This is a genomic window from Arcobacter sp. L (genome assembly GCF_000284235.1).
Lineage (GTDB): Bacteria > Campylobacterota > Campylobacteria > Campylobacterales > Arcobacteraceae > Aliarcobacter > Aliarcobacter defluvii.
Genome location: NC_017192.1, coordinates 2,697,813 through 2,715,735, shown reverse-complemented (window position 1 = coordinate 2,715,735; position 17,923 = coordinate 2,697,813). Strand labels below are relative to the sequence as shown.

At 26.7% G+C, this 17,923-nt stretch carries 22 protein-coding genes; 18 read left to right on the top strand and 4 right to left on the bottom strand.

Annotated elements, in window-relative coordinates; all coding sequences use genetic code 11:
- Positions 1 to 274 precede the first annotated feature (274 nt).
- Together dksA and ABLL_RS13400 are read left to right on the top strand one after the other, a co-directional pair.
- The gene (gene dksA / locus ABLL_RS13405; RefSeq protein ID WP_014475327.1) at positions 275 to 646 is read left to right on the top strand and encodes an RNA polymerase-binding protein DksA; all 372 of its coding nucleotides are present in this window, start codon (positions 275 to 277) and stop codon (positions 644 to 646) included.
- Positions 643 to 1,641, top strand: a complete 999-nt coding sequence (locus ABLL_RS13400) for a tRNA pseudouridine(13) synthase TruD (RefSeq protein WP_014475326.1) — start codon at positions 643 to 645, stop codon at positions 1,639 to 1,641. Before dksA ends, ABLL_RS13400 begins: the two co-directional genes overlap by 4 nt.
- 40 nt (positions 1,642 to 1,681) lie before the next feature.
- On the opposite strand, the gene ABLL_RS13395 is transcribed toward ABLL_RS13400, so the two are convergent.
- Positions 1,682 to 2,665, bottom strand: coding sequence for a hypothetical protein (locus ABLL_RS13395; protein ID WP_014475325.1), 984 nt, complete (start codon positions 2,663 to 2,665; stop codon positions 1,682 to 1,684).
- A gap of 9 nt (positions 2,666 to 2,674) precedes the next feature.
- Positions 2,675 to 3,253: a hypothetical protein gene (locus tag ABLL_RS13390; RefSeq protein WP_014475324.1), complete on the bottom strand. Its 579-nt coding sequence runs from the start codon at positions 3,251 to 3,253 to the stop codon at positions 2,675 to 2,677.
- Positions 3,254 to 3,367: 114 nt separating this feature from the next.
- Between ABLL_RS13390 and ABLL_RS13385 the strand changes: the two genes are divergently transcribed.
- The 10 genes from ABLL_RS13385 to ABLL_RS15235 all read left to right on the top strand — a co-directional run bounded on the left by ABLL_RS13385 (position 3,368) and on the right by ABLL_RS15235 (position 10,795).
- Entirely contained in the window at positions 3,368 to 4,666 is a 1,299-nt protein-coding gene (locus ABLL_RS13385; RefSeq protein ID WP_014475323.1) for a S41 family peptidase, read from the top strand.
- Between the two features lie 8 nt (positions 4,667 to 4,674).
- Positions 4,675 to 5,625: a phosphoribosylaminoimidazolesuccinocarboxamide synthase gene (locus ABLL_RS13380; protein WP_014475322.1), complete on the top strand. Its 951-nt coding sequence runs from the start codon at positions 4,675 to 4,677 to the stop codon at positions 5,623 to 5,625.
- A 73-nt stretch (positions 5,626 to 5,698) separates the two neighbouring features.
- Positions 5,699 to 5,944 carry a phosphoribosylformylglycinamidine synthase subunit PurS gene (purS, locus tag ABLL_RS13375; RefSeq protein WP_014475321.1) on the top strand — a complete coding sequence of 82 codons (246 nt, stop codon included), beginning with the start codon at positions 5,699 to 5,701 and terminating at the stop codon, positions 5,942 to 5,944.
- Between the two features lies 1 nt (position 5,945).
- Entirely contained in the window at positions 5,946 to 6,617 is a 672-nt protein-coding gene (gene purQ / locus ABLL_RS13370; protein ID WP_014475320.1) for a phosphoribosylformylglycinamidine synthase I, read from the top strand.
- A 33-nt stretch (positions 6,618 to 6,650) separates the two neighbouring features.
- Positions 6,651 to 7,721 (top strand): hypothetical protein, encoded by a 1,071-nt coding sequence (locus ABLL_RS13365; RefSeq protein WP_041655350.1) that lies wholly within the window; start codon positions 6,651 to 6,653, stop codon positions 7,719 to 7,721.
- A complete protein-coding gene (locus tag ABLL_RS13360) occupies positions 7,699 to 8,394 on the top strand; it encodes a 1-acyl-sn-glycerol-3-phosphate acyltransferase (protein WP_228712367.1) in 696 nt (231 codons plus the stop codon). The genes ABLL_RS13365 and ABLL_RS13360 overlap by 23 nt, the downstream gene beginning before the upstream one ends.
- The gene (gene crcB / locus ABLL_RS13355) at positions 8,384 to 8,770 is read left to right on the top strand and encodes a fluoride efflux transporter CrcB (RefSeq protein WP_014475317.1); all 387 of its coding nucleotides are present in this window, start codon (positions 8,384 to 8,386) and stop codon (positions 8,768 to 8,770) included. Before ABLL_RS13360 ends, crcB begins: the two co-directional genes overlap by 11 nt.
- A gap of 70 nt (positions 8,771 to 8,840) precedes the next feature.
- Positions 8,841 to 9,071, top strand: a complete 231-nt coding sequence (locus ABLL_RS13350; RefSeq protein WP_014475316.1) for a twin-arginine translocase TatA/TatE family subunit — start codon at positions 8,841 to 8,843, stop codon at positions 9,069 to 9,071.
- A gap of 9 nt (positions 9,072 to 9,080) precedes the next feature.
- Entirely contained in the window at positions 9,081 to 10,670 is a 1,590-nt protein-coding gene (argS, locus tag ABLL_RS13345; protein WP_014475315.1) for an arginine--tRNA ligase, read from the top strand.
- Positions 10,670 to 10,795 carry a hypothetical protein gene (locus tag ABLL_RS15235; protein ID WP_258239358.1) on the top strand — a complete coding sequence of 42 codons (126 nt, stop codon included), beginning with the start codon at positions 10,670 to 10,672 and terminating at the stop codon, positions 10,793 to 10,795. The genes argS and ABLL_RS15235 overlap by 1 nt, the downstream gene beginning before the upstream one ends.
- Positions 10,796 to 10,810: 15 nt before the next feature.
- On the opposite strand, the gene rsfS is transcribed toward ABLL_RS15235, so the two are convergent.
- Together rsfS and nadD are read right to left on the bottom strand one after the other, a co-directional pair.
- Positions 10,811 to 11,137: a ribosome silencing factor gene (gene rsfS / locus ABLL_RS13340; RefSeq protein WP_014475314.1), complete on the bottom strand. Its 327-nt coding sequence runs from the start codon at positions 11,135 to 11,137 to the stop codon at positions 10,811 to 10,813.
- A 6-nt stretch (positions 11,138 to 11,143) separates the two neighbouring features.
- On the bottom strand, positions 11,144 to 11,683 hold the full coding sequence (gene nadD, locus ABLL_RS13335; RefSeq protein WP_014475313.1) for a nicotinate (nicotinamide) nucleotide adenylyltransferase: 540 nt from the start codon (positions 11,681 to 11,683) through the stop codon (positions 11,144 to 11,146).
- A 90-nt stretch (positions 11,684 to 11,773) separates the two neighbouring features.
- On the opposite strand from nadD, the gene gap reads away from it, so the two are divergent.
- The 6 genes from gap to pheA all read left to right on the top strand — a co-directional run bounded on the left by gap (position 11,774) and on the right by pheA (position 17,919).
- Positions 11,774 to 12,769: a type I glyceraldehyde-3-phosphate dehydrogenase gene (gene gap / locus ABLL_RS13330; RefSeq protein ID WP_014475312.1), complete on the top strand. Its 996-nt coding sequence runs from the start codon at positions 11,774 to 11,776 to the stop codon at positions 12,767 to 12,769.
- A gap of 18 nt (positions 12,770 to 12,787) precedes the next feature.
- Complete coding sequence (gene pgk / locus ABLL_RS13325; RefSeq protein ID WP_014475311.1) at positions 12,788 to 13,990, top strand: phosphoglycerate kinase; 1,203 nt, start codon at positions 12,788 to 12,790, stop codon at positions 13,988 to 13,990.
- Between the two features lies 1 nt (position 13,991).
- Complete coding sequence (locus ABLL_RS13320) at positions 13,992 to 14,702, top strand: triose-phosphate isomerase (protein ID WP_014475310.1); 711 nt, start codon at positions 13,992 to 13,994, stop codon at positions 14,700 to 14,702.
- Position 14,703: 1 nt separating this feature from the next.
- Complete coding sequence (gene fabI, locus ABLL_RS13315) at positions 14,704 to 15,525, top strand: enoyl-ACP reductase FabI (protein ID WP_014475309.1); 822 nt, start codon at positions 14,704 to 14,706, stop codon at positions 15,523 to 15,525.
- Positions 15,526 to 15,620: 95 nt separating this feature from the next.
- The gene (gene lysA, locus ABLL_RS13310; RefSeq protein ID WP_014475308.1) at positions 15,621 to 16,829 is read left to right on the top strand and encodes a diaminopimelate decarboxylase; all 1,209 of its coding nucleotides are present in this window, start codon (positions 15,621 to 15,623) and stop codon (positions 16,827 to 16,829) included.
- A 10-nt stretch (positions 16,830 to 16,839) separates the two neighbouring features.
- A complete protein-coding gene (pheA, locus tag ABLL_RS13305; RefSeq protein ID WP_014475307.1) occupies positions 16,840 to 17,919 on the top strand; it encodes a chorismate mutase in 1,080 nt (359 codons plus the stop codon).
- The last annotated feature ends 4 nt before the right edge of the window (positions 17,920 to 17,923 follow it).

Genomic DNA, 17,923 nt, shown 5'->3' with positions numbered 1-17,923 from the left:
GAAAAGTAAAAATTGATAAAGTAAATATTATAAAAAAAATAAAAGTTTTTGATAAAGTAGTAATAATAACTCCTTTTAATTTATATGATTTTATCTTTTTTTAGTTAATTATGAGTTAAATAAAATTAAGAAAAATCAATAAAATATTAAAATTTTATGATTTTAATTATTATTTATTTTTTCTAAAAAGTCCTATAAATCGTACCTTAAACACTTCTTAATAAATAATACATAATAAAAAGTATATAATTGCGCGAATATTTAAGGAGAGAGTATGCCAAATAAAAATCAAATTGACGAGTTAAAAGCAATTTTACTTGAAAGAAAAGATAATATTTTAGCTAATATACATAATAGTAGATCAAATATTGACCAATTAAAAGATCAAGATATAAATGATGATTTAGATTATGCAGAGCTAGTTAGTGACTCTTTTACAGAGGGGATGATAGCAAATCATCAATTAGAAGAGTTAAATCAAATAGAAGAAGCATTGAAAAAAATAGATGCTGGAACTTACGGTATTTGCGATATGTGTGGAGTTACTATTCCTCTTGGTAGATTAAAAGCAAAACCTTTTGCTAAATTTTGTACAGAGTGTAGAACAGTATATGAACAAGAGTTTGTAAAAAGAGCTAAGAATTGATAAAAAGATTTTATCCTTTAAACGATAAAACTTTAAATTTCAAATTTATTCAAAATGAAGAGGATTTTATAGTTGAGGAACAAGCTATAAAATTTTCTCAAAGTGGAAGTTTTTTAGTTTTAAAAATAAAAAAAACAAATTGCGATACTTGGGAACTAATTGATAGATTAGCAAAATTCCTCGGTATTTACTCAAATGAGATAGGTTACGCTGGTCTAAAAGACAAAAGGGCTACAACTACTCAATACATAACAATTCCTAAAAAATATTCAAAAGAAATAAAACTTTTCAAAAATAAAAAAATTGAAATACTTGAAACTTTTTTACATAATCAAAAATTAAATATTGGTGATTTAGAAGGGAATAGATTCAAAATAAATTTACATGACGTGGAAGTTGCTGATATAAATCATATTCAAAAGATTATTAAAATAATTACTAAAAATGGTATGCCAAATTATTTTGGTTATCAAAGATTTGGAAAAGAAGTTATTGAAAATCTTGAAAAAGCAAAATCTGTAATTTATGGTGAAGAAATTATAAAAGATAGAAAATTAGCGAAAATGTTAATATCTGCTTATCAAAGTAGTTTTTTTAATGCTTGGTTAGTAGAAAGACTTAAATTAGATGAAAATGAATTTAAGTTACTTGATGGAGATATTTTTTTAGATTTAGAAAAAGATAAATTATTTACTCCAAAAACAATAACAGAAAAAATAACAAAAGATTTTAAAGAGTTTAGAATTGTTCCAACAGGATTACTTCCTGGAAGAAAGGTTTTTAAAGCAATGGGAGAGGCTTTAAAAATTGAAGAAAAATATGATGATTTATATATTCAAGAAAAAGGTTATAGAAGAGAAGCTATGGTTTTTCCAAAACATATAACTTGTAAATATGATGCTTCAAGAAAAGTTTGTAGTTTAGATTTTATTTTGCCTAAGGGTTCTTATGCAACAGTTTTTGTAGAGTTTCTAGCAAATAGAAATTTTTCTTAATTATATTAGGTCTAAAATATTTTAGACCTATATAATTTTCTTAAGGAAGAGTTATATATTTTGAATCAAAATATATTCTATTTCCAATAGCAATCATTCTTTCTTCATTATCAAATCCAAAATCATAAACTGTGTCTTGTTTAAAATCTTCACTAATATTTATTATAAATCCTTGTGATTCAACAGCATATAAAGAGTCAGTAAATGCAAGTGCATGAATTTTGGCATATTTATATTTTTTCTTAGCTACTTCTTCTAAATTAGCTGTTAATTTGATAATTTGTCCATCAATAGTTGCTATATAAATATTTTCTTTATTTACAATAATATCTCTTAAGTCATACTCTTTAGATAAAATTTCTTTTGGTGAAATTGAAACAATTTTATTTGGACTTGCAACAATTAAAGTTTGAGTACTTTCAATTACATTTAACGAAATGATATTATTAAATTCATTATCAGGATCAACAGCAATGTTTTTTACTGATTCATTATTAAGTGCTGAAACAATAATAACTTTTCCGTTTAATGTAGGGAACAAAATTAGATTACCCATAAAATATGGATTTGCAATTCTTGTATCATTTGCTAATGATAGTGGTAAATACTCTTTAAATAAAGTTTTATCGCTATTCATATCTATTAGTTCAATTGTATTATTAGAATAAACAACTGCTAATTTACCATTTTTTATAGATGCTGCTACAACAACATCTTTTACAGTTCTTTCTTCATTTCCTATTAATAATTTATCAACATAGTTAGTTGCAATGATTCTGCCATCATCAGTAACATTTATAAAATCAAAACCTTCAGGTAATTCAAATTCAGAAATACCATTTTTTGTAATAATTCTATTATCATCTAATGTTGCACCAATTTTATTCATCGATTTTATTGATGAAGACATAGATTCTTTATTTAATTCAATGTTGCTACTTACATCTTCTGGTTCATAATATTTTTTACTAGAACAAGCTGTAAATAGAAGTAGAGTTGATAATGAAATTAAAAGATATTTCATGTTTTTTCCTTATTTTGTAAGTAAATAGTGATTTAATAAATTTGCTAATTCAAATGCTTTTGAAGTTTGAGGGATTTGTTTTAAAGTAGTTTTTGCTTCTTCAAATTTTCCTTCATTTACCAATAAAAGTGCTTTATTAAATATAGCGAATTCTTTTAGTAAAAAATCATTTTGTAATGATAAATTATCTAATTCTTTTTGATCATTATTTGTTGTTGCTATTTGAAATTTAAGTAACTCTTTTAGTAAAGGGATATTTATTTCAACAGATTTATTTTCTTTTTTAGCTTGTAAGTATAGTGCAACTTCATATAATTCTTCATTTTTATCTTTAAGCGTAGTTAGTGCTTTTTCATCACCACTTTCTAAAAATTTGTTTAGTGCAATATTTGCGTCAAATTTATTTGCTTCGTCAATATTTTTTTTGATTATAGTTCCAATTGAACCTATGATGATGATTACTATAAATCCAAAGATTAATGTTTTATATTTTTTAAAAAATCTTTCACCTTTCACGAAATTTTCAAGAAATTTTTCTTCGCTACTCAATTCATTTTTTACATAATTAACATCTTCTTTTATACTCATATCAGTGACCTTTTTCTAAAGTAGGTGATATGGTACAAAATTTTTAATAAAATCTTACTTTTATAAACTTTTTTGTATAATTTTTTTCTATAAATTTTAAAGGTTATTAAAGAAATGAAGAGATTACTACTAGCTTCTACAATTGCATTAATTTTATCACAATCACTTTTTTCAAAAGAGGAAGTTGCTGAGCCAGAACAAACAAGATTTGAATCATTGTCAAAATTGACAAAAGTTATTGGAACAGTTGAAAAGTATTATGTAGACGATATTAAACTACAAGAAATAGTTGATAAAGCACTAAAAGGTTTGATGCAGGAACTAGATGCACACTCTAGTTATCTTGATAAAAAAGCATCAAAAGAGATGAACATACAAACAAAAGGTGAGTTTGGTGGACTTGGAATTACTGTTGGTATGAGAGATGGTGCATTAACTGTTATTTCTCCTATTGATGATACCCCAGCTTTTAAAGCAGGTATTAAAGCAGGTGATATTATTTTAAAAATAAATGATACTTCGACTATTGGAATGACTTTAGATGAAGCAGTTAATATAATGAGAGGTGAACCTAAAACTGATATTTCAATAACAGTTGTTAGAAAAGGTGAATTAAAACCTCTTGAAATAAAAATGAAAAGAGATATCATAAAAATACAATCTGTATTTGCAAAAACTATAGAAAATGAAAATGTTGTGTATTTAAGAGTTTCAAGTTTTGATACAAAAGTTACAGAAGATTTAGAAAAAATTATAAATGAAAATAAAAATGCAAAAGGATTTATTTTAGATTTAAGAAATAATCCTGGAGGATTATTGTCTCAAGCAATAGGTACAGTTGATTTATTTGTTGATAAAGGTGTAATTGTTTCTCAAAAAGGAAGAACAGCTGAAGATGAAGAAAAATTTGAAGCATCAAGTTTTAATACAAAAACAAAGTTACCTTTAGTAGTTCTTGTAAATGAAGGTTCAGCATCTGCTTCTGAAATCGTAAGTGGTTCTTTACAAGATCATAAACGTGCAGTTATTGTTGGAGAAAAAACTTTTGGAAAAGGTTCAGTTCAAGCTGTACTTCCTATTGATAATGAAAGAACAGAAAATATAAAATTAACAATTGCAAAATATTATTTACCAAGTGGAAGAACAATACAAGCAGTAGGTGTAACACCTGATATTGTTGTTGCAGCAGGTAAAGTAACACAAACAGAAGATAATGCATTTAAAATAAAAGAAGCTGACTTAAAAAAACATCTAGAAGGAGAACTTGAAAAAGTAGATGATGTAAAAAAACAAGAAAAAATATTAGATGATGAAACAAAAAAAGTAATTACAGGTGAAGACTTGTTGGAAGATAATCAATTGAATACTTCATTAGCAATCTTGAAAAGTTTAATAATTATGAATAAAGAATAGGAAAATAGATGAAAATTAGTGAAATTATTGCGCTTGGACTTTGGCCAGAATCGAAAAAGATTACATCTCAAAAAGGTATTGAAGAACTTGAGCAATTAGGTTACAATTTATTTTATATAGGAAAAAATGCAGATCTTTATACTTGTCCAGGTGATGATGCAAAAGTTTTATTAGTAAGAAGTGATAGATGTTCGGTATTTGATATTCCATTAAATCTTGAAATTGAAGGGAAAGGTGTTTCTCAAACGGCAATTTCAAATAATGGTGCAAAATTTGCTAAAAAATTAGGTGTAAGAACAGCTATTTTAGATGAAACTGTTGATCAAAATTTAAGTGTTGCTCCAAGATGTCAATTAATGGAATTATGTAAAGCATTAGAAGCCCAAATTGATGGAGAAGTTGTTCAATTTGAATTGATTTTTAGAAATTATTTAACAGGTTCTTTATTTGAAGCGACGCAAAAAGGTCAAGATCCATATGGATTAAATCTCTCTTCAGATTTAAAAGAGTGGTCAAAATTTGAAACACCATTATTTACTCCAACAACAAAGGGTGTGAAAGATATTCCATTAAATTCACAAAAAGTAAGAGATACTTTCCCTGAAATCATCTCAAGTTTAGAAAAATTATTTAGTGAATTTACAAAGTTTGCACAAGATAATGGAATTATTGTAGTTGATACAAAACTTGAAGTTTTTGTAAATTCAAAAGGTGAATGGATTTTAGGGGATGAAATATTAACACCTGAAAGTTCAAGATTTATTTCAAAAGAAGATTTTGAAAAACAAAATTATATTTCTATGGATAAACAAATTTTAAGAGATTTTGGAAAAGCAAGTAATTGGAAAGAACAGGCAAAAGAGTTAAAACCTGGTCAAAAATTAGATGTTATTGTTCCACAAGAAATCAAAGATAAAATTTTAAGTGGATATACAACAATTCTTAAAAGATTGAGTTAATAGGCTTAAAAGAGCTAAATTGCTATAAGGCAGTTTTAGATATAATCGCAAAAAAATAAATTGAAGGTGACAAATGAAAGCAATTGTAAATGTAGGATTAAAACAAGGTGTTCTTGATGATCAAGGTAAAGCAACTCATCATGCTTTAGATACATTAGGTTTTAAAGAGATTGTTAAAGATGTAAGAATTGGTAAACAAATTATCATTGAATTAAACTCTTCAAATGAAGAAGAAGCAAGAGCTGAAGTTACTAAAATGTGTGAAAAACTTTTAGCAAATACAGTAATTGAAGATTATAATATACAAATAGTAGGTTAATATGAAAATTTCAGTATTACAATTTCCTGGAACAAACTGTGAATATGATACAAAATATGCTTTTGAAAAGTTAGGTTGTGATGTAGAAGTTATTTGGCATAAAGAAAAAAAAATACCTTCTGATACTGATTTATTAGTAATTCCTGGTGGCTTTTCTTATGGTGATTATTTAAGAAGTGGTGCGATTGCCAGATTTGCAAATGTTATGGAATCAGTTCAAGAATATGCTGCAAAAGGTGGAAAAGTTTTAGGAATTTGTAATGGATTTCAAATTTTATTAGAAGCAGGATTGTTACCTGGTGCTATGAAAAGAAATGATTCTTTACATTTTATTTCTAAATATCATACTTTAAAAGTAATTAATACTGATAATACATTTTTATCTTTAACAAAAAAAGATGAAGTTTTGAATATTCCAGTTGCACATCATGATGGAAATTATTATATTGATGCAGAAGGTTTAAAAGAGTTAGAAAAAAATAATCAAATCCTTTTAAAATATTGCGATAAAGATGGAAATTTAGTAAATATGAATGGTTCAGTTTCTAATATCGCAGGAATTTGTAATAAAGAAAGAAATGTTTTTGGTTTAATGCCTCATCCTGAGCGAGCTATTGAAGAGATATTAGGTTCAACTGATGGAGTAAATATGCTGAAGGGTTTTTTACAATAAAGAGATGACAAATCTCTTTATGTAAAAATGAAAATGAAAAAAACATTTCTATTTATCTTATTATTTAATATTCTTCTTTCAGTAAATCTTTTTGCTGCCAAAAATTTATATTTATCTTATAAAAAAATTCCTAGTAACGTTTATAAAAATCAAAAATTTGAAGTTGTTATAAAAGCATTAATTACTACTGATAATTTTGATAAGCTGTCTACTACTTTTTCAAATTCTTCAAATATTACAGTTTTAAATTCAAATAGTGAATGGAAAAAGATATCTAATGATACTTATGAAAATAGTTATTATTTTAAAGTAAAAGCAGGAAATTTTAAACTTCCAGATATTGAAGTAAAATTATGGAGTAATGATTCTTTAATTGATGTAAGTGAATTATCTGCAACTCCTATTAGATATTCAGATATAGGAAAAGGTGATGAAAGATTTTCAAATATAATTGCAGATAATATTTTGTTAAAGGCATATAAAACAAAGCAATATAATAATAAAGAAGCATTAACAATAATTGATATTGATGCTTTAAATTCAAATTTAGAAGATTTTAAATTAAAAAATATTGAAGAACAAGGAATTTCAAATTTAAAAGAATGGGAAGGAACGCAAAATTTAGTTTATTATTTTGTAACACCTATTTATCAAAAAAACTTAATATTTACATATTACAATTCAATGACAAAAAGTTTCAAAGATGTAAAAATTCCATTAATTTTACAAAATGAATTAGTTAGTACTCAAACAGATTTAAATCCAAATGATTCTACTTTTGAAAGATACAAAAAAGTTGCAGCTATTGTGATTTTTGTATTTTTATTTATATTACTTATTTGGAAAAGAAATAAATGGTTTTTGATCTTAACATTAATATCATTTATCATTGCGATACTTTATAATTTACCAAATAGTAAAGGCGTAGTAAAAAAAGATTCTTTTGTTTATATTTTACCAACAAAAAATTCTACAATCTTTTTTAAAGTTGAAAATGAACAAAAAGTTGAAGTTCTACAAAGAAAAAATGGTTTCATCAAAGTTCTTGGCTTAGATAATGATTTTATTGGTTGGATAAAGGATGAGAGTTTTGGCGAGAATTAGAGGAATTATACTTTTTATACAATTTTCTATTACGGTTGCAGTTACAGTCTTATTTATGTATATATTTAAAAATCATACACATAAAGTAATAAAAATTTGGATGACTTTCCAAATGTTTGTTTTAGGAATTAAACTAGAAATTGAAGGAAAACTTGATGAATCATGTGATATGTTAATCATGAATCATCAATCTTTACTTGATATTATAGTAATTGAATATATTCATTCTCGAGATTTAGCTTGGGTTGCAAAAAAAGAGATTACAGATTTATTCTTTTTTGGGCATATCATAAAAGCTCCAAGAATGATAAGTATAGATAGAGAAAATAAAGCTGGAATAATTACTTTATTAAAAGAGACAAAAGATAGATTAGACAAAGGTAGACCAATTGCAATGTTCCCAGAAGGCACAAGAAGTAATGGTAAAAAAATGGGAAGTTTTAAACCAGGAGCTAAAATAGTTGCAAATAAATATAACTTAAGAGTTCAACCAATAATTTTATTTAATACAAGAAATATTGTTGATTCTAAAAGTTTAAAAGCAACACCTGGAATTGTAAAAGTCATTTTTTTAGAACCAGTTCTAGCATCAAAAGAGACATCATGGTTTGAAGATACGGAAATAAAAATGAATGAAGTCTTTGATAAAGAGTGCAATAATTATGTCTCTTAGCTGGCAAACAATCTTAGCAATTGGACTAGGAGGATTCTTAGGTGCAATTGTAAGAGCTTATGCTGTTCATTTTACAAATAGATATTTTTCTATAGAGTTTCCTTTAGGAATTTTACTAGTAAATCTAGTTGGTTCATTTATTATTGGTGTACTATTTGCATACTTTTCTCATTTTACAGTTTCTGTAAATGTAAAAGCTTTTTTAACAACTGGATTTTTAGGTGCATTAACTACATATTCTACATTTGCAATTGAAACATATTTACTTTTTAGTACCTCAATTTATTTAGCAATTTTGAATATCTTATCAAATTTAATCGGTACAATTATCGCAGCAGGTAGTGGATATAAATTAATCCAATTTTTTCTTAAGTAAATTACTCAAAATTTTTTTAAGCATTATATAGTTATAATGCTCCACAAAATCAATATAATAAGGATAAGTCATGAGTATGCCAGGTGGTATGGAATGGTTATTAATTGCATTAGTTGTATTACTATTATTTGGTGGTAAGAAAATACCAGAACTAGCTAAGGGATTAGGTTCAGGAATCAAAAACTTTAAAAAAGCTGTTAAAGATGATGAAGATGAAATAGCAGATGCAAAAAAAGTTGATGAAATTGAAAAAAAATCAGAAGTAAATGCAACTGATAAAAATGAAACAAAACAATCATAAGAGAAAGTATTGCAAAATTTAGTAAAAGAATTTATTGAAAAAACATTAGGAATAAGTCTTGTTTTGGAAAAACCTAAGGATATATCTTTAGGACATTATGCAACTCCAGTTGCATTTTCTTTAGCAAAAGAGTTGAAAAAATCACCAATGGCTATTGCAGATGAATTAGTTTCAAAATTTGATGATTGTCAGATGTTTGAAAAAGTTGAAGCTGTAAAAGGGTTTATAAATTTTAAATTATCAAACTCTTTTTTACAATCATTAGTTGATAAAGCTTTAACTCAAAAAGAAGATTTTGCAAAACAAAATAAAAAAGATGAAAAAATCTTATTAGAATATGTTTCTGCAAATCCAACTGGACCACTTCATATTGGTCATGCAAGAGGAGCAATTGCAGGAGATACTCTTGCTCGTGTTGGAAGATATTTAGGTTATGATATTACAACAGAATATTACATAAATGATGCTGGTGCGCAAATGGATATGTTAGGACTGTCTATTTCTTTAGCTGCAAGAGATTTTTTATTAAATGAAAATGTTGAATATCCAGAAACTTATTATCGAGGTGAGTATTTAATAGATATAGCTAAACAAATTCAAGAGACACATGGAAATGAGATTTTTTATGATGAATCTAGATTTAAAGAAATGGCTAGATTTGGTAAAGATGAAGTGATGAAAATCATCATTAAAGATTTAAAAGATTTAGGTATTGAATTTGAAAATTTTGTTTCTGAGAAATCTTTATATTATGCATGGGATGAAACAAAAAAAGTACTTGAAGATAATGGTTCTTTATATGAAAAAAATGACAAGATTTATTTAAAATCTACTCAATATGGTGATGATTCAGATAGAGTAGTTGTAAGAGATAATGGTATTCCAACATATTTAGCTGGAGATATTATTTATCATAAAGATAAATACGATAGAAATTATGATAGATATATAAATATTTGGGGTGCAGATCATCATGGATATATTCCAAGGGTAAAAGCAGCAATTGAATTTTTAGGAAATGATTCTTCAAAACTTGAAGTTATTTTGTCTCAAATGGTACAATTACTAAAAGGTGGTGAACCTTATAAAATGAGTAAACGTGCTGGAAATGTTATATTGATGTCAGATATTACTGAAGAAATAGGTCCAGATGCTTTAAGATTTATTTTCTTAACAAGAAAAAGTGACACTCATTTAGAATTTGATATTGATATGTTAAAAAATCAAGATTCATCAAATCCAATTTTTTATATAAATTATGCTCATGCTAGAATTAATCAAGTTTTTGTAAAAGCAGGAATTACGACAAAAGATATTGAAAATATAGATTTTGATAATTTAAATCAAGATGGATTAAATTTAGTTTATGAATCATTACTTCTTGAATCAATATTAAGTGAAGCATTTACAAAAAGAGATATGCAAAAAATAACTGAATACTTATATAATCTTGCTTCATCAGTTCATAAATTTTACAATGAGCATAAAGTTATTGGGAGTAATGAACAAAATTTATATTTAAAAGTATTATCAATGGCAGCATTAAGTATAAATGTTGGATTATCTTTATTAGGGATTAAGGCTAAGGATATAATGTAATGAAATGGGTAATTGGGATTCTAATTATTATAGTTTGTTATGCGATTTATACTGGTAATATGGGTGGAGCAAGAGATGCAGCATCCAATTACAATAAGCTTTTAAGAGGAGGGGAAGAAAAATAAATTTTCTTCCTTTTTTTATAACTCTTTATTTCCTAAAGTATGAAGAAACTCTTCTAAAGAGTATTTTGTTCTATATTTTTCACTCATTAAATGTATAAAAATATCACCTAAATCAATGATTGTCCATTCATCATCTTCATCAACTCTTAAGAACTCTTCACCTTGTGGTTTTAAATCACTTTTTAAGTAGTTTAATAATGCAAAACCATGTTTTGGATTTAATGTTGTTGCAATTACAACATAATCAACAATATAGTCTTTTGATGTTAAATCAATAATCTCTATATTTTCCGCTTTTTTGTCATCTAATATTTTTTTTATGTTTTCTAATCTTGTATTCAAAAACTTTTACCCTTTTTTAAGATTTAATATATCATCTTTAATTTCAATTGGAACATAATTCATATCAATATGTTCTCTTAATAAAGTTGAACTAATATCAATATTTATATCCAAAATTTTAAATTCTTTTGCTTTATTTGATTCAAAACCTTTTCTTGTTGCTACTACAAATTCAACCATTTTTTTTAAGTCATTAATTTTGTACCATTTATCTAAATTTTCAATATTATCTTCACCTAAAATAAAATATATTTTAGTTGGCTGATATAAACTATTTAAATAATTTACAGTATCAACTGTATAACTTACTTTTTTCTGATTTATTTCATAATTAGAAATTTCAACTTTTTTAAATTTTTGAAAAACTTTTGTAAGTAATTCAAATCTAATTTCTGGTTTTAAATAAAAGCTATTTTTAAAGGGATTTAAATAAGTAGGAACAATAATTAATTTATCAATATTTAGATTTTCTAAAGCAGCCTCTACAATAGCAACATGAGCTATATGAACTGGGTCAAAACTACCACCAAATATTGCAATTCGCACCTATTTAAAACCTTTGTAATATACTTAAATATTATTATAGCAATTTTTCGATAAAATATCTACCATTTAGATTTATATTAAAGGGAACAAATGGCTGTTAAAGTTGCAATAAATGGTTTAGGAAGAATCGGAAGATGCGTAGCAAGAATAATTGCAAGTCGAAACGATGTTGAGTTAGTGGCTGCAAATGCTAGTGGTAGTGAAGAAATGATCCAATATAATTTAAAATATGATACAGTTCACGGACCAAAACTTGATGTAAAAGTTGAAGATGGATATATTTATATTGGTAAAGATAAAGCTAAATTATTAAGTGAAAGAGACCCTTCTAAAATTGATTTTGCTGCATATGGTGTAGATGTTGTTTTAGAATGCACAGGAGCATTTTTAACTCAAGAATCTTGCCAAGCATATATTGATAATGGTGTAAAAAAAGTTGTTATTTCAGCACCTGCAAAAGATGATACACCAACATTCGTAATTGGTGCAAATGAAAATACATATGCTGGACAACCAATTGTATCAAATGCTTCTTGTACTACAAATGGTTTAGCTCCTGTAGCAAAAGTATTAGATGATGCATTTGGAATTGAAAAAGGTTTAATGACTACAATCCACTCATATACTTCATCTCAACCAATTTTAGATGCAAAAGATAAAAAAGATCCAAGAAAAGGAAGAGCTGGGGCAACTAACTTAACTCCTTCAAGCACAGGTGCTGCTAAAGCTATTGGAAAAGTAATGCCACATTTAAAAGGTAAATTAAACGGTCAAGCAATTAGAGTTCCAACACCAAATGTATCTTTAGTTGATTTAACTGTAACACTTAAAAAAGATGTAACTTTAGAAGAAGTATGTGAAGCATTTAAAGTATCTGCTGAGGGTAATTTAAAAGGTATTTTAGGTATAGATGAAGAGTATAGAGTAAGTTCAGATTTCAATGGTGAAACATTATCTACAGTAGTTCCTTTAGATACAATTCAAGTTATTGAAGGAAACATGGTAAAAATTTTATCTTGGTATGACAATGAATGGGGATACTCAACAAGATTAGTGGACATGGGTGTTCACATAGCTACAAAATAATTTTTTCAAGGATATAAATTGAAATTACAAGAAATCAAAAATATTGATATCACAGGTAAAAAAGTTTTCATTAGATGTGATTTTAACGTTCCAATGGACGAATATAACAATATTACAGATGATAGAAGAATTAGAAGTGCATTAAATACTATTAGATATTGTATAGATCATGATTGTTCAGTTATTTTAGCATCACATTTTGGAAGACCAAAAGGTGGTTATGAAGAAAAATACTCTTTATTACCTATTGCAAAAAGATTACATATTCTTTTAAAGCAAGATATAAAAATGGCTCCAGGTATTATTTCGGATGAGACATTAAAAATGGCTCAAGAGTTAAAATCTGGAGAAATTCTGCTTCTTGAAAATATGAGATTTGAAGTTGGTGAAACTAAAAATGATGAAGAATTAAGTAAAAAGTTAGCTTCAATGGCAGAAATTTATATTAATGATGCTTTTGGAGTTTCTCATAGAGCTCATTCATCAGTTGAAGGAATTGCAAAATATTTTGATATGAACCACAAAGCTGCTGGATTTTTAATGGCAAAAGAAATTAAATTTTTCCATCACATAGTTCATAATCCAAAAAGACCATTTGTTTCAATAGTAGGTGGTTCTAAAGTTTCTGGAAAATTAGAAGCACTTCATAATCTTGTACCAAAAGTTGATAAAATTATTATTGGTGGAGGAATGGCCTTTACCTTTTTAAAGGCATTAGGACATGAAATTGGTAATTCTTTAGTTGAAGAAGATTTAATTCCTGAAGCGATTAAAATAATGCAAGAAGCAAAACAATTAGGTGTTAAATTGTATTTACCAGTTGATGTAGTTGCTGCAGAAGCCTTTGATGCAGAAGCAATAGCAAAAATCGTAACTATTCAAGAAATTCCAAAAGATTGGATGGGATTAGATATTGGACCAGCATCTGCACTTTTATTTAGTGAAGCATTAAATGATGCAAATACTATTTTATGGAATGGACCAATGGGTGTTTATGAAATGGATAAATTTGCAAAAGGAAGTACAAAAATTTCTCATGCAGTTGCTAATTCATTCGCTACAACAGTAGTTGGTGGTGGAGATACAGCAGATTTAGTTAGAGTAACTGGTGATGAAGATGAAATGACATTTATAAGTACAGGTGGTGGAGCTTCTTTAGAATTAATTGAAGGAAAAATATTACCTGGTGTTAAAGCTCTTGTGCTTGAGGAAGATGTTTAATATGCCTATAATTGCAAGTAATTTCAAAACAAATCATACAAGAAAATCAACAGCTATATTTGTAAATGAAGTTAATGATTATTTAAAAGAAAAAAATATTTTAAGTGAAGTTTATGTGTTCCCTACAGCTACTTCACTTGATATTTTTGATACGGTTTCAAATTTTATTATAGGAACTCAAAATGCTTATGCAACAGCAAGTGGTTCTTTTACTGGTGAAATTGGAACTGTTCAACTTGATGAATTTGAAATTAAAACAATACTGATAGGACATAGTGAAAGAAGACATATTTTAGGTGAAACACAAAATGTAATAGCTCAAAAATATGAATTTTATAAAAATCTTGGATATAAAATAATTTATTGTATTGGTGAACCTTTAGAAATTAAACAAAAAGGAATAAAATCTACTTTAGAATATATTTATGAACAATTTATTGGAATTGATATAAATTATGAAAATTTGATTCTTGCTTATGAGCCTGTTTGGGCTATAGGAACGGGAGTTTCTGCAACGAATAATGATATAGAAAATGTTCATAATGCAATAAAGGAAAAAATCAATAAACCACTTTTATATGGTGGAAGTGTTAAGTCAGAAAATGTAAGAGAAATATGTCAAATTCCAAATGTAGATGGAGTTTTAATAGGAACGGCTTCTTGGAAAGTTGAAGAATTTATAAAAATAATAGAAAATACAAAGGATTTATAGAATGTTTATGAAAGGTAAAAAAGGTGTAATTTTAGGTGTAGCAAATGATAAATCAATTGCTTATGGAATTGCAAAAGCATGTGCTGCACAAGGTGCACAAATAGCATTCACATATTTAAATGATGCACTTAAAAAAAGAGTTGTACCAATTGCTACTGAGTTTGGAAGTGAAAATTTAGTATATCCATGTGATGTATCAAATCCAGAAGAAATAAAAGCTTTAAAAGAGTCATTAGAAAAAGATTTAGGTCAAATTGATTTTATTGTTCACTCAATTGCTTTTGCTCCAAAAGAGGGATTATCTGGAAGATTTTATGATATTTCAAAAGAAGCTTTTGATATAGCTATGGATATTTCTGTTTATTCATTGATTGAAGTTGTAAGAGAGTTAAAACCTTTGTTAACAGATAATTCATCTATTTTAACTTTAACTTATTATGGTGGAGTAAAATATATTCCAAATTATAATTTAATGGGTATTGCAAAAGCAGCTCTTGAAATGACTACAAAATATTTAGCTGAAGATTTAGGAAAAGATGGAATTAGAGTTAATGCAATTAGTGCAGGACCTATTAAAACTTTAGCTGCAGCTGGAATCGGTGATTTTAGATTTATGCTTAAATGGAATGAAGCTCATTCACCATTAAAGAAAAATGTGACTATTGATGAAGTTGGAAATTCAGGAATGTATTTATTATCTGATTTAAGTAGTGCAGTTACAGGTGAAATTCATTATGTGGATAGCGGATTTAATGTAATGGGTATGCCAGCTGTTGAATTTGAAGATGGAAAACCAAAAATTGCTTGGAATGGAGAAAAATAGTTAAAAGCTTAAGCTTTTAACTATGAAATAAAATTTTATTTTTAAATTTATTGGAATTTTAAATTAAGATTTTAAAGATAGGATAATTATAAAAAATGAGTATTAATTTTAAAGAATTAGCAAATAAGTATCAAACACCATATTATGTATATGATTTTGATCATATTACAAAACAATATGAAGAATTAAAAGGGGCATTTAGAGCAAGAAAATCTTTAATTGCATACGCAGTTAAAGCAAATTCAAATTTAAGCGTTATTAAGCATTTGGCAAATCTTGGAGCAGGAGCTGATTGTGTAAGTATTGGCGAAGTTAAAAGAGCTTTAAAGGTTGGAATTCCAGCATATAAAATTATATTTTCAGGTGTTGGAAAAATAGATGATGAAATAAGACAAGCTTTAGAATTAGATATTTTAATGATAAATATTGAAAGTGCTGCTGAACTTGATAGAGTTGAAGTAATAGCTAAAGAATTAGGAAAAGTTGCAAGAATTTCAATAAGAGTTAATCCAAATATTGATCCTAAAACTCATCCATATATCTCTACAGGACTTCATGAAAATAAATTTGGAGTTGACATAGATACAGCAAAAAGAATGTATATTCAATGTAAAAATAGTGAAAATTTAGACCCAGTTGGAATACATTGTCATATTGGTTCACAATTAACTCAACTTGAGCCAATTAAAGAAGCAGTTAAAATTGTTGCAGATTTAGTTAGAAATTTAAAAGCAATTAAAATTGAATTATCATTTATGGATATAGGTGGTGGATTAGGTATTGTGTATAAAGACGAAAAATTAATTGATACAAATGAATATGCACAATCTGTATTAGAAACAATGTTTGGTCTTGATATTACAGTGATTTGTGAACCAGGTAGATTTTTAGTAGGAAACTGTGGAACATTTATAACAAAAGTTTTATATGAAAAAATTAATGGTAATAAAAGATTTGTTATTGTTGATGGTGCAATGAATGATTTAATCAGACCTGCACTTTATAATGCTTATCATAAAATTGAAGTATTAAACGATAATAAAGAGTTTAGCGATTGTAATTTAGTTGGTCCAGTTTGTGAAAGTGGAGATTTTTTTGCTAAAAATATTGAATTACAAAAAACACAACATAATGATTTAGTAGCTATTTATAGCGCAGGAGCTTATGGATTTACAATGTCAAGTAACTATAATACAAGAGGAAAAGTTGCAGAAATTGCTGTTGAAAATGGAAAAGATAGATTAATTAGAAGAAGAGAAACTTTTGAAGATTTAATTGCTTTAGAAGAAGAGTTTATAAAATAGAAAGGCTGTTATGAACAACGAAGATGGATTATTGGAGCTTAGAAATCAACTTGATTCAATAGATAATAAACTTTTAGATTTGTTAAATGAAAGAATGCAAATTGTTCATAGAGTTGGTAATTTAAAAGCAAAAAGTGGCGGTGCAATTTATCGACCTGAAAGAGAAAAAGCAATAATAAAAAGATTAGAAGAAATTAATAAAGCAAAAAAAGGCTTATTAAATAAAAATGCCATTGAAGCACTTTTTTTAGAAATTTTTGCAATCTCAAGAAATTTAGAATTACCAGAAAATATTGGATATTTAGGGCCTGAAGGAAGTTTTACTCATCAAGCAGCTGAAGCTAGGTTTGGTGCAATGAGTTCTTATATTCCTATTAATTCTATAAAGGGAGTTTTTAGAGAAGTAAATACTAAAAAAGTTAAATTTGGTGTTGTTCCAATAGAAAATTCTTCAAATGGAATTGTAAATGACACGATAAATGGCTTTAGTAAATATGATTTAAAAATTATTGCAGAAGTTGTTCTTGATATTCATCATACATTAGCTTCAACTTGTGATAAGGTAAGTGATATAAAAAGAATTTATTCAAAAGATATTGCATTTGATCAATGTAGAAGATTTTTAACAAATTTTGGCTTAGATGAAGCAGAGTTGATTCCTATAGAATCGACAACTAAAGCTGCAAAAATAGCTGCGACTGAAGCAGGAAGTGCTGCGATTTGTCCTCATGTGGGTGCCAAATTATATAATCTTCCAATTTTATTTGAAAATATTGAAGATAAAGATAATAATAAAACAAGATTTTTTATAATCAGTGATTTTGAAAATGCCCCAAGTGGCAATGATAAAACATCAATTTTAGTAAAATTTCCAGATAGACAAGGAGTTTTAGTAGAATTTTTAACTGATTTTAATGAAGCTGGTATTAATCTAACGAAAATAAAATCACATATAGTTGAAGGTAATTCAATCTTTTTTATAGATTTTGATGGTCATAAAGATGATGAAAATGTGAAAAAAGTTTTAGAAAAACACAAAAGTAGTGTTAAAATTTTAGGCTCTTATGTAAAAGAGATAAATGATATTTAAGAAT

Excerpts from the sequence above, each read along its gene's own strand:
- ABLL_RS15235 (WP_258239358.1), top strand. The coding sequence starts at position 10,670 with ATGAAATGGGTAATTGGGATTCTAATTATTATAGTTTGTTATGCGATT.
- ABLL_RS13385 (WP_014475323.1), top strand. The coding sequence starts at position 3,368 with ATGAAGAGATTACTACTAGCTTCTACAATTGCATTAATTTTATCACAA.
- ABLL_RS13390 (WP_014475324.1), bottom strand. The coding sequence starts at position 3,253 with ATGAGTATAAAAGAAGATGTTAATTATGTAAAAAATGAATTGAGTAGC.
- ABLL_RS13395 (WP_014475325.1), bottom strand. The coding sequence starts at position 2,665 with ATGAAATATCTTTTAATTTCATTATCAACTCTACTTCTATTTACAGCT.
- ABLL_RS13365 (WP_041655350.1), top strand. The coding sequence starts at position 6,651 with ATGAAAAAAACATTTCTATTTATCTTATTATTTAATATTCTTCTTTCA.
- ABLL_RS13320 (WP_014475310.1), top strand. The coding sequence starts at position 13,992 with ATGCCTATAATTGCAAGTAATTTCAAAACAAATCATACAAGAAAATCA.
- gap (WP_014475312.1), top strand. The coding sequence starts at position 11,774 with ATGGCTGTTAAAGTTGCAATAAATGGTTTAGGAAGAATCGGAAGATGC.
- dksA (WP_014475327.1), top strand. The coding sequence starts at position 275 with ATGCCAAATAAAAATCAAATTGACGAGTTAAAAGCAATTTTACTTGAA.
- crcB (WP_014475317.1), top strand. The coding sequence starts at position 8,384 with ATGTCTCTTAGCTGGCAAACAATCTTAGCAATTGGACTAGGAGGATTC.
- ABLL_RS13360 (WP_228712367.1), top strand. The coding sequence starts at position 7,699 with ATGAGAGTTTTGGCGAGAATTAGAGGAATTATACTTTTTATACAATTT.
- fabI (WP_014475309.1), top strand. The coding sequence starts at position 14,704 with ATGTTTATGAAAGGTAAAAAAGGTGTAATTTTAGGTGTAGCAAATGAT.
- lysA (WP_014475308.1), top strand. The coding sequence starts at position 15,621 with ATGAGTATTAATTTTAAAGAATTAGCAAATAAGTATCAAACACCATAT.
- purS (WP_014475321.1), top strand. The coding sequence starts at position 5,699 with ATGAAAGCAATTGTAAATGTAGGATTAAAACAAGGTGTTCTTGATGAT.
- pheA (WP_014475307.1), top strand. The coding sequence starts at position 16,840 with ATGAACAACGAAGATGGATTATTGGAGCTTAGAAATCAACTTGATTCA.
- ABLL_RS13380 (WP_014475322.1), top strand. The coding sequence starts at position 4,675 with ATGAAAATTAGTGAAATTATTGCGCTTGGACTTTGGCCAGAATCGAAA.
- purQ (WP_014475320.1), top strand. The coding sequence starts at position 5,946 with ATGAAAATTTCAGTATTACAATTTCCTGGAACAAACTGTGAATATGAT.
- ABLL_RS13350 (WP_014475316.1), top strand. The coding sequence starts at position 8,841 with ATGAGTATGCCAGGTGGTATGGAATGGTTATTAATTGCATTAGTTGTA.